Genomic DNA, 9953 nt, shown 5'->3' with positions numbered 1-9953 from the left:
GCGCTCGTGGAAGCGCTCCCTGGGAATCGCGCCATGCTCGAGATCGGTGGCGAGGTTGCGCAGATCGCCTTCGACACGGTCCCAGTCGTCGAGCGCTGCCTGGAGCGTCGGCGCTATATGGCTGGCGTCCGCGCACCAGGCGAGGTCATTCGACACCACGACCAGCTTTCCGTCGCGTCCCGCCTTCAGGCTTGCCAGCTTCATGCGCATTCTCCCGTTTTCATTATCCCGACCTGTCTTGCACGGCTGGCGCCAAGCCCCAAGCCTCGAATCGCGCAACCGGTAACAATTGCAACTAATGCTGTCCACTTTCCGCTACGGAACTGACGTATAGGGAAAGCTACTTGACGAAAACGTCAGGTGCGGCTCCCATGTGACAGGCGTACAACGACACAAACATCGGAGAGGAAGCCCCATGTCACTCGATCAGCTCGCGCGCACCGCCTATTCCGAGGACCATGAGGCCTTTCGCCAGACTGTCCGCCGCTTCATGCAGCAGGAGGTCGCGCCCAATGCGGCGAAGTGGGAAGAGGCCGGCATCGTCGACAAGGCGATCTGGCCCAAGGCCGGCGAACTCGGCCTGCTCTGCCCCACCGTGCCCGAGGAATATGGCGGGCTCGGCCTCGACTTCGGCTATAACGCGATCGTCGACGAGGAAGCCGCCTATCATGGTGGAGTCGCGCTGGGCTTTTCACTCCAGTCCGATATCGTGGTGAACTATATCGTCTCCTACGGCTCCGAAGAGCAGAAGAAGCACTGGCTTCCCAAGCTCGTCTCGGGCGAGGCTGTGAGCGCGATCGCCATGACCGAACCCGGAGTCGGCTCCGACCTTCAGGCTATCCAGACCACGGCGAAGAAGGACGGCAACCACTATGTCATCAACGGTTCCAAGACCTATATCACCAACGGCCAGAACGCCGACCTGATTCTCGTCTGCGCCAAGACCGACACCGATGTTCAGCCCGCGTGGAAGGGCGTGTCGATCATCCTCGTGGAAGCCGATCGCGAGGGTTTCCAGCGCGGCCGCAACCTCGACAAGATCGGGCAGGACGCCGCCGATACCTCCGAACTGTTCTTCAACGACGTCCGCGTGCCGATGACCAATTGTCTGGGCGAGGAGGGCAAGGGCTTCATCTACCTGATGAGCGAACTGCCACAGGAGCGGCTGTCGATCGCGGTCAGCGCGCAGTCCTCTGCGCAGAAGGCCTATGACGACACCGTCGCATTCGTTCGCGAGCGCAAGGCGTTCGGCAAGCCCGTGATCGACTTCCAGAACACGCGTTTCACGCTCGCCGATCTCAAGTCGAAGCTGCAGGTGGGCTGGGCGCATCTCGACTGGGCGCTGGCGCGCCATATGAAAAAAGAACTGACGGCCGAGGAAGGCGCAGCCGCCAAGCTCTGGCACACCGAACTGCAATGGGAGATCATGGACAAGTGCCTCCAGCTCCACGGCGGCGCTGGGTATATGAACGAATATCCGATCGCCCGCGCCTGGCGCGGCGCGCGCGTCACGCGCATCTTCGGCGGCACCAACGAGATCATGAAGGAACTGATCGGGCGCAAGCTGTAGGCAAGCGCCTGATTCCTTCCGCTCGATAACGAAGCCATTTCTCAAGCGAGCGCGGCGTGGCCGGCTCGCCCAAACGGGCGAACCGGTGTGGCGTCATGCGTCGATGAACACCGGCTCCTCGTCAGATGCACCCGATTGCCGGTCGAACAGCCGGCGATATGTGCCCGACGCATCGGCGAGCAGCGTGGCGTGATCGCCGTCCTCTATGATCCTCCCCTGGTCGAAGACGAGGATGCGGTCGAGCGTACGCACCGTCGAAAGCCGGTGCGCGATGACGATCGCGGTGCGCCCCGTCATCAGCCGGTCCATCGCCTGCTGGATCAGTGCCTCACTCTCCGAATCGAGGCTCGACGTCGCCTCGTCGAGGATCAGGATCGGCGCATCGGCGAGGAAGGCGCGCGCCAGCGCGACGCGCTGCCGCTCGCCGCCCGACAGTTTCACGCCGCGTTCGCCGACGAGCGTCGCATAGCCGCGCGGTAGCCGCGCGATGAAGTCGTGCGCATTGGCGAGCTTCGCCGCACGCTCGATCTCCGCCTGCGATGCCGTTGGCCGGGCATAAGCGATGTTGTCCGCAAGGCTGCGATGAAACAGGATCGGCTCCTGCTGGACGATCGCGATCTGCGAGCGCAGCGACTGCTGCGTCGCATGGCGCACATCCTGTCCGTCGATCAGCACCTGCCCGTCCGAGACATCGTAGAGCCGCTGGACGAGCTTGACGAAACTCGTCTTGCCCGAGCCCGAATGGCCCACCAGACCCACCCGCTCGCCGCCGCGGATCACGACCGAAAGATCGTCGTAGAGCGGCGTGCCATGCCCGCCATAGCGGAAGGTGACGCGATCAAAGCGCACCTCGCCCGCGCCTATCCGGATCGGCTTCGCATCGGTGCGATCCTCGATCCCCAGCGGCTGGTCGTGGATCTCGACCAGTTCCTCCATCTCGTTGATCGAGCGCTGGAGGTGATGCACGTGATAGCCAATGTCGACGAGATAGCCGTGGACGACGAAATAGCTGGTCAGCACATAGGTGACGTCGCCGGGCGTCGCGTGTCCATGCCACCACAGCCAGATTGCGGTTCCCGTGATCGCGCTGCGGACGACCCAGAGCACAGCCACCTGTGCGGTGCCCGACCATGTGTAGCGCATCCATGTGCGGTGCGTGCGCTTGCGCCATCTGGACGTAAGCCAGCCGAGCCGCGCCTCCTCACGATCCTCCGCGCCGAACGCCTTGACCACGGCGTTTGAGCCGATCGCGTCGGAGAGCAGCCCGCCCATCCTGGTGTCCCAGGCATTGGACAGCGAAGACGCGGGCGCGGCCCAGAGCGTCGCGACGAGGACGGTCATCGCGATATAGGCGATCGCGCCCACCGCCATCACGACCCCGAGCACGGGCCAGTGCGCCCCCAGCATCACCATCGTGCCCAGCAGCACGATGAGCGAGGGCAGCAACTGGAGCAGCAGCACGTCGTTCAATGTGTCGAACGCCCACATGCCGCGCGTGATCTTGCGTACGACCGAGCCGGCAAAGCTGTTGGCGTGCCAGTCGGTCGAGAAGCGCTGGACACGGTGGAACGCATTCTGCGCCACGTCACCCATGATGCGCAGCGTGAAGGGCACGACACCGGCCCAGGCAATGTGGCGCAGCAACACGGTCGACAGGCCGAGCGCCACCATCGCTGCAAAGTGCGCCTGTATCGCGTCGCGCGCGTCTGCGGTCAGCGCGTCGACGAGGCGGCCCGCGAAAAACGGCACGAAAATCTCCGCCGCGGTCGCCGCCGAGATCATCAGCGCGATGACGGCGGCACGCATCCTCTGTTTCGCCCAGTGGCGGAAGGTGAAAGCAAGGACGGCACGGATTACGCCCGTGCGGCCTTTGGCCGATATATTGGTCATGTCGTGAACCGGCGCTGCGCGCCGTCTCCATAGCGATGTCAGGAAATGCGATGCGGATGAAAGGCCCGCATCAGGGTGGCCTCAGAACCTAGTGGCGGAGAGCGCCGCTGGTGCCCCTGAACCTGCCGAGGGCGTGGGATGCGGTGGATGCTGTCATCTTGGCCCTCCTTCTGGCTTCGCGTGGATAGGCTCGCTCTGTATCATCGCGCAGCGTTTCGGGCAAGCCGCTGGCAAGGCGCGGGAAATAGCGGACGCCGTCATCAGGGAGTAACGCCATGGCAATTCGCTGCAAATGGGCCGAGGGAGACGCGCTGATGAGCGCGTATCACGACGCCGAATGGGGCGTGCCGGTGCGCGACGGCCGGATGCTGTGGGAGATGCTCCAGCTCGAGGGTTTTCAGGCGGGGCTTTCCTGGCGCACGATCCTGTACCGGCGCGAGGGCTTCCGCGCGGGCTTTGCGGGCTTCGACCCCGAAAAGGTCGCGCACTTCACGCCCGCAGACGTCGAGCGATTGATGGGCGACCCCGGCATCATTCGCGCGCGCGCCAAGATCGAGGCGACGATCGGTAATGCGCGCGCCTTCCTCGCAATGCGCGACGCGGGCGCGGATTTTGCCGATTTCGCCTGGAGCTTTGTCGACGGCACACCGATCGTCAACGACGGGATCACGGTGCCCGCAAGCACGCCGCTCTCGGTCGACATCTCGAAAGCGCTCAAGAAGCGCGGCTACAAGTTCGTCGGCCCCGTGATCGTCTATGCGTGGATGCAGGCGGTGGGGCTGGTAAACGACCACGCGCCCGACTGTTTTCGGCGCGATGAGGTGGGCGGCTAGGACAAAGGTCGCAACCTGACAAAGAGGACCGTCGGGACACTTCGCCGAGCCAACGCCCTACGCCACAATCCTCTGCGTGGTGCCGAAGCGGTTGCGATAGTCGCCGGGGGAAAGCCCCACGATCCGGTGGAAGACCTTGCGGAACGCGCCGGGGTCCTCATAGCCCACGCTCCACGCGATCCGGTCGACCGGGCTGTTCGTGAACTCGAGCAGCTCGCGCGCCTTGGCGACGCGGAGATTCTGCGCATATTCGGTCGGCTTCAATCCCGTCGCCGCGCGGAAACGGCGCAGGAAGGTGCGTTCCTCGAGCCGCGCCTGCGCCGCCATGTCCGCGACGCCAACGCCGTGCCCTTGTTTTTGCTGAAGCCAGTGCTGCACCTGCAGGATCGCGGCATCACCGTGAGTCAGTCGTGGCGAGAAGCTGCCAAAATGGCGCTGATCGCGCCCGCCGGGGTCGACAAGGAAATAGCGCGCGGTCTCGACCATCACGGTCGGGCCGAGCAGCCGGTCGATGAGGCGCAGCGCAAGATCGGTCCAGGCGAGCATCCCGCCTGCGGTGACGATGTCGCCGTCGTCGATCATGGCCTTGTCGATATCGAGGCGCACATCGGGAAAGCGATCGCGAAACGCGTTGGCGAAGGTCCAGTGGGTGGTGGCGGGGCGTCCGCCCAGCAGCCCCGTTGCCGCAAGAACGAAGGCGCCGCCGCAGACCGACCCGAGCACCGCGCCCTGCGCGTGGCGATCGAGCAGCCAGCGCGCATAGGGCGCCGCCTCATCCGCATCCAGGGGTCGGATCAATGCGCCCGGAACGACCAGCACGGCGGGTGTGCCACCCTGGCCTTCATGCGTGTCATACGATCTTGCCATGCCGCCATCGGGCCGCAGCCGCCAATGGCTGATGCGGAGCCGCCCCCCGCCATGCGCCTCGGACAGGTCGCCCGCGATGCGGAGCATGTCGGTCATTCCGTGGATCATCGCGAGCTGGCAGGCATGATAATCGACGAGCCCGATTTCGGCGATGGGCGTGTTTGTCACTTTTGACCTTCAAAATGTCGTTTCCGCCAATCCATGTCATGCACGATCCGGCCTATCCCGTCCAGCGGAAGGCACCCCGCCTTTGTCCCCGACGAAAGGAATACGCCATGAGCACGATCACCACGAAGGACGGCACCGAAATCTTCTACAAGGACTGGGGCAGCAAGGATGCGCAGCCCATCGTCTTCTCGCACGGCTGGCCGCTTTCCGCCGACGCGTGGGACCCGCAGCTCGTCTTCTTCGCCAATGCCGGCTTCCGCGTCATCGCGCATGACCGCCGCAGCCATGGCCGTTCGTCGCAGGTGTGGGACAACAACACCATGGACCAGTATGGCGACGACCTGGCCGAGCTGATCGAACAGCTCGACCTCAAGGACGCCGTCGTGATCGGCCACTCGACGGGCGGCGGCGAGGTCACGCGCTTTCTCGGCCGGCATGGCACAAGCCGCGTGGCGAAGGTCGTCCTGGTCGGAGCGGTTCCCCCGCTGATGCTCAAGACCGAGGCCAATCCCGGCGGCCTGCCGCTCGACGTGTTCGACGGCATCCGCAAGGGCACCTATGACAACCGCTCGCAATATTATTACGACCTCACCATCCCCTTCTACGGCTATAACCGCAAAGGTGCGAAGATCTCCGAAGGCATCCGCCACGAGTTCTGGCGCGAGGGCATGGCGGGCGGCCTCAAGGGGCAGCTCGACTCGATCAAGGCCTTTTCCGAAAGCGACTTCACCGAAGACCTGAAGAAGATCGACGTCCCCACGCTGATCATTCACGGCGATGACGACCAAATCGTCCCCATCGGCGCCTCCGCACTGATGACCGCGAAGCTGGTGAAGGGTTCCACGCTCAAGATCTACGAAGGCAGCGCGCATGGCCTTGCCCAGATCGAGGCCGACCGCTTCAACGCCGATGTGCTTGCGTTCATCAAGGGCTGACGGGCGGAAGCATCCGCAATGAGCGAAAGGGGCAACGCGCCGGTGCGGCGGGTTGCCCCTTTCGCGTCTTCACAGCACGGCGCTCACGCCCTACACCCGCCCGCGGAGGTCAGCCAATGAAGCGTTTTGCGTTAGTGTTGCTTGTTGCGGGGCTGACGGCCTGTGGCGGTACGAAGGACAATGCCGACGGCAATGTCGAGGCCGGCGACGTACGTTCCGGGGACACCGAAATCGCGGGCGAGAGCCCGTCGCCGGTTACCTCGATCGACGCCGCGGTCGGCTTTGCGGGCGGAATGGCCGCCGAAACGCCCGAATCCGCGCTTCCGAAAATCGAGTCGCGTCCGACGCCGGCACGGCAGACGCGCGAGGAACCGGTCGAGAATGAGACAGGCGAGGCCGTGGTGAACGTCACCCTGCCGCCCGCGCCGCCCGCCAATCTCACGCCGCCTGCCCCGCCCGTCCAGTAACGTTCAATCGTGGAAGGCCGCCCATTCCCCGATGGGCGCACGCTCGGCGCGCAGCCGGTTGGCGGGTTCTGACGAGTCTTCATGGCCGATCGCCATGCCGCAGAACAGCATGCGGTTCGCGGGCGTCCCCAGGAAGTCGTTGATCGTATCGGGATAGATCGCCCAGCATTCCTGCGGGCAGGTCGCGAGCCCGGCTTCGATCGCGAGCAGCATGACGCTCTGCAGGAACATGCCGAGGTCCGACCATTGCGGCGGGCCCATCTGGCGATCGACCGTGCAGAAGATTGCGGCGGGCGCGCCAAAGAACTGGAAATTGCGCGCGAACCACATCCGCCTCGCCGCCTTGTCCTCGCGCGGGATGCCGATATGGGCGTACATCGCCTCGCCGATAGTGAAGCGCCGATCGCGATAGGGTGTGGTCAGGTTGGCCGGATAGATGTCATAGGCGGGCGCCTCGGCTGCGCCCGACGCCAGCCTTTCTCGCATCAACGCCTTGAGTCGAGACATCGCATGCCCCGTCACCACGTCGATATGCCAGGGCTGAAGATTTCCGCCGCTCGGCGCGCGCGCCGCCTTTTCGAGGATCGCGCGGATAAGCGCCGGCTCCACGGGCGTATCCAGAAAGCCGCGCACCGAACGCCTCGCCGCGATTGCCTCACTCACAGTCATCCTGACGCTCCTAACAGTTGCAGGTTCACCCTTGCCAACGTTAACGTAAACGGCAAGAGCAGTTATTGATCCAGACATACCGAAATACAGGAGATAGCGATGCCCACAGCCTATATCGTTGAAGCCGTGCGGACAGCGGGCGGCAAGCGCGGCGGACGCCTCGCCGGCTGGCATCCCGCCGACATGGCGGGGCAGGTCCTGAACGCGGTCGCCGACCGCACCGGAATCGATCCGCGCGCGATCGACGATGTCATCATGGGCTGTGTCAGCCAGGGCGGCCAGCAGACCGGCCAGGTCGGCCGCAATGCCGTCCTCGCCTCGCGGCTGCCCGAGAGCGTGCCCGCGGTGACGATCGACCGGCAATGCGGTTCCTCGCAACAGGCGATGCAGTTCGCGGCGCAGGCGGTGATGTCGGGCACGCAGGACGTCGTGATCGCGGCGGGCGTCGAGAGCATGACGCGCGTGCCGATGGGCTCGACCGCGATGCTCTACGTGCAGGCCGGGCTCGGCGGCCCCAAGAGCCCCGGTCAGGAAGCGCGCTATCCCGGCATCGAATTCAGCCAGTTCATGGGCGCCGAAATGGTGGCGCGCAAGCACGGATTCGCCAAGGACGAACTTGATCGTTATGCGCTCGAGAGCCACAGGCGCGCCGCAGCCGCGACGCAGGCGGGAGCCTTCGAGAACGAGATCGTCGCGCTGACGATCGAGACGCCCGAGGGGGAACAGAGCCACGTCACCGACGAAGGCATCCGTTTCGACGCGACGCTCGAAGGCATCGCCTCGGTCAAGCTGCTGCAGGAAGGCGGCGTGATCACCGCCGCCAATGCCAGCCAGATCTGCGACGGCGCGAGCGCGGTGATGATCGTGTCCGAACAGGCGCTCAAGGATCACGGCCTCACGCCTCTGGCACGCATCCACAATCTGACGGTAACTGGCGGCGATCCGGTGATCATGCTCGAGGAACCGCTGTTCGCGACCGACAAGGCATTGAAGCGCGCGGGGCTCAGCATCAACGATATCGACCTTTACGAGGTCAACGAGGCGTTCGCTTCGGTGCCGCTCGCGTGGCTCAAACATACGGGCGCCGATCCCGAAAAGATCAACGTCCATGGCGGCGCGATCGCGCTCGGCCACCCGCTCGGCGCCTCGGGCACCAAGCTGATGGCGACGCTGGTCAACGCGCTCAAGCGTCGCGGCGGCAAATACGGCCTGCAGACGATGTGCGAAGGCGGCGGGCTCGCCAACGTCACGATCATCGAACGGCTCTGATCCTTTTCCCGTCATGCCGGCAAGGGCCGGCATGACGCATCCCTTGGAGAGAAACACATGAAACTCGATTCATCGGTTGCCGCCGTCGTCACCGGCGGCGCTTCGGGCCTCGGCGAGGCCACCGCGCGCGCGCTCGCAGCCAAGGGCGTCAAGGTCGCGATCTTCGACCTTCAGACCGAAAAGGGCGAGAAGGTCGCCGCCGAGATCGGCGGCGTGTTCTGCGAAGTGAACGTGACCTCGGACGAGAGCGTCGACGCGGGCTTCGAAAAGGCGCGCGCCGCGCACGGCCAGGAGCGCGTGCTCGTCAACTGCGCGGGCACCGCCAACGGCATCAAGACCGCGAGCCGCGACAAGAACACCGGCGAGATCAAGCATTTCCCGCTCGACGCCTTCAACTGGGTGATTCAGATCAACCTGATCGGCACCTTCCGCTGCATCGCCAAGTCTGCGGCGGGCATGATGACGCTCGATCCGGTCGGCGAGTTCGGCGAGCGCGGCGCGATGGTCAACACCGCGAGCGTCGCGGCCGAGGATGGCCAGATCGGCCAGGCGGCCTATGCGGCATCGAAGGGCGGCGTCGTCGGCATGACGCTCCCCATCGCGCGCGACCTGATGAGCGAGGGCATCCGCGTCAACACGATTCTGCCCGGCATCTTCGAGACCCCGCTGCTCGCGGGTCTTCCCGACAATGTCCGCGATGCGCTGTCGGCGTCGGTGCCCTTCCCCAAGCGACTCGGCCAGCCCAGTGAATATGCCGCGCTCGCGCTCACGATGATCGAGACCGGCTATTTCAACGGCGAGGATGTCCGCCTCGACGGCGCCATCCGCATGGCGCCGCGGTGAGTGGAAAACCGGAAGGGTGGCGGCTCGAAAGGGCCGCCTACCCTTATGTCCATGCCGCGGAAACGCGGTTTCAGGATCTCGATCCGCTCGGCCATGTCAACAATGTCGCGATGGCGGCGCTGTTCGAGAATGGCCGCGTGCGCTTCAACCACGCGCTCGGGCTGGGGCGGCGCCAGAAGGGCATTCGCTGGCTGATCGCCAAGGTCGAGATCAACTATATCGCCGAGGCCCATTTTCCCGACGATGTCGAGATTGCGAGCGGCATCGGGACGATCGGCAACCGGTCCTGGACGATCCTCGCCGCTGCTTTCCAGAACGGCCAATGCGTTGCGACATGCGACACGGTGATCGTGTTCACCGACACCACGGGGGCAATCGCGCTGCCCTTAGAAATGCGCGCGCTGCTCGAGACGAACCTGGTGCGCCTCCCAGCCTGACGGGT

At 64.9% G+C, this 9953-nt stretch carries 10 protein-coding genes and 1 pseudogene; 7 read left to right on the top strand and 4 right to left on the bottom strand.

The window, feature by feature from the left end:
* Positions 1-204: pseudogene (locus MKI88_RS12120) on the bottom strand (FAA hydrolase family protein); the annotation flags it as partial.
* Positions 205-415: 211 nt separating this feature from the next.
* Here MKI88_RS12120 and MKI88_RS12115 point away from each other — a divergent pair.
* Complete coding sequence (locus MKI88_RS12115; protein ID WP_241631642.1) at positions 416-1570, top strand: acyl-CoA dehydrogenase family protein; 1155 nt, start codon at positions 416-418, stop codon at positions 1568-1570.
* 93 nt (positions 1571-1663) lie between these two features.
* Here MKI88_RS12115 and MKI88_RS12110 read toward each other — a convergent pair whose 3' ends face one another.
* Positions 1664-3376 carry an ABC transporter ATP-binding protein gene (locus MKI88_RS12110; RefSeq protein WP_241631641.1) on the bottom strand — a complete coding sequence of 571 codons (1713 nt, stop codon included), beginning with the start codon at positions 3374-3376 and terminating at the stop codon, positions 1664-1666.
* A 359-nt stretch (positions 3377-3735) separates the two neighbouring features.
* On the opposite strand from MKI88_RS12110, the gene MKI88_RS12105 reads away from it, so the two are divergent.
* Entirely contained in the window at positions 3736-4293 is a 558-nt protein-coding gene (locus tag MKI88_RS12105) for a DNA-3-methyladenine glycosylase I (RefSeq protein WP_241631640.1), read from the top strand.
* 57 nt (positions 4294-4350) lie between these two features.
* Here the strand turns inward: MKI88_RS12105 and MKI88_RS12100 are convergent, their stop codons facing one another.
* Positions 4351-5328 carry a GlxA family transcriptional regulator gene (locus MKI88_RS12100; protein WP_241631639.1) on the bottom strand — a complete coding sequence of 326 codons (978 nt, stop codon included), beginning with the start codon at positions 5326-5328 and terminating at the stop codon, positions 4351-4353.
* Positions 5329-5435: 107 nt separating this feature from the next.
* On the opposite strand from MKI88_RS12100, the gene MKI88_RS12095 reads away from it, so the two are divergent.
* Both MKI88_RS12095 and MKI88_RS12090 read left to right on the top strand, forming a co-directional pair.
* Complete coding sequence (locus MKI88_RS12095) at positions 5436-6263, top strand: alpha/beta fold hydrolase (RefSeq protein WP_241631638.1); 828 nt, start codon at positions 5436-5438, stop codon at positions 6261-6263.
* A gap of 116 nt (positions 6264-6379) precedes the next feature.
* Positions 6380-6730 carry a hypothetical protein gene (locus MKI88_RS12090; RefSeq protein WP_241631637.1) on the top strand — a complete coding sequence of 117 codons (351 nt, stop codon included), beginning with the start codon at positions 6380-6382 and terminating at the stop codon, positions 6728-6730.
* A gap of 3 nt (positions 6731-6733) precedes the next feature.
* Here the strand turns inward: MKI88_RS12090 and MKI88_RS12085 are convergent, their stop codons facing one another.
* On the bottom strand, positions 6734-7399 hold the full coding sequence (locus MKI88_RS12085) for a nitroreductase family protein (protein WP_241631636.1): 666 nt from the start codon (positions 7397-7399) through the stop codon (positions 6734-6736).
* A 99-nt stretch (positions 7400-7498) separates the two neighbouring features.
* On the opposite strand from MKI88_RS12085, the gene MKI88_RS12080 reads away from it, so the two are divergent.
* Genes MKI88_RS12080 through MKI88_RS12070 form a run of 3 tightly spaced genes read left to right on the top strand, consistent with a single transcriptional unit; the run spans position 7499 to position 9948 of the window.
* Positions 7499-8668, top strand: coding sequence for an acetyl-CoA C-acetyltransferase (locus MKI88_RS12080; protein WP_241631635.1), 1170 nt, complete (start codon positions 7499-7501; stop codon positions 8666-8668).
* Positions 8669-8725: 57 nt separating this feature from the next.
* On the top strand, positions 8726-9511 hold the full coding sequence (locus MKI88_RS12075) for an SDR family NAD(P)-dependent oxidoreductase (protein WP_241631634.1): 786 nt from the start codon (positions 8726-8728) through the stop codon (positions 9509-9511).
* Positions 9508-9948, top strand: coding sequence for a thioesterase family protein (locus MKI88_RS12070; protein ID WP_241631633.1), 441 nt, complete (start codon positions 9508-9510; stop codon positions 9946-9948). The genes MKI88_RS12075 and MKI88_RS12070 overlap by 4 nt, the downstream gene beginning before the upstream one ends.
* Positions 9949-9953 lie beyond the last annotated feature (5 nt).

This window comes from Sphingomonas sp. LaA6.9 (assembly GCF_022601895.1).
GTDB lineage: Bacteria > Pseudomonadota > Alphaproteobacteria > Sphingomonadales > Sphingomonadaceae > Sphingobium_A.
The sequence above is the reverse complement of the archived record's forward strand: the minus strand, read 5'-3'. Positions and strand labels throughout refer to the sequence as shown.

Excerpts from the sequence above, each read along its gene's own strand:
- MKI88_RS12105 (WP_241631640.1), top strand. The coding sequence starts at position 3,736 with ATGGCAATTCGCTGCAAATGGGCCGAGGGAGACGCGCTGATGAGCGCG.
- MKI88_RS12085 (WP_241631636.1), bottom strand. The coding sequence starts at position 7,399 with ATGACTGTGAGTGAGGCAATCGCGGCGAGGCGTTCGGTGCGCGGCTTT.
- MKI88_RS12115 (WP_241631642.1), top strand. The coding sequence starts at position 416 with ATGTCACTCGATCAGCTCGCGCGCACCGCCTATTCCGAGGACCATGAG.
- MKI88_RS12080 (WP_241631635.1), top strand. The coding sequence starts at position 7,499 with ATGCCCACAGCCTATATCGTTGAAGCCGTGCGGACAGCGGGCGGCAAG.
- MKI88_RS12110 (WP_241631641.1), bottom strand. The coding sequence starts at position 3,376 with ATGCGTGCCGCCGTCATCGCGCTGATGATCTCGGCGGCGACCGCGGCG.
- MKI88_RS12090 (WP_241631637.1), top strand. The coding sequence starts at position 6,380 with ATGAAGCGTTTTGCGTTAGTGTTGCTTGTTGCGGGGCTGACGGCCTGT.
- MKI88_RS12075 (WP_241631634.1), top strand. The coding sequence starts at position 8,726 with ATGAAACTCGATTCATCGGTTGCCGCCGTCGTCACCGGCGGCGCTTCG.
- MKI88_RS12095 (WP_241631638.1), top strand. The coding sequence starts at position 5,436 with ATGAGCACGATCACCACGAAGGACGGCACCGAAATCTTCTACAAGGAC.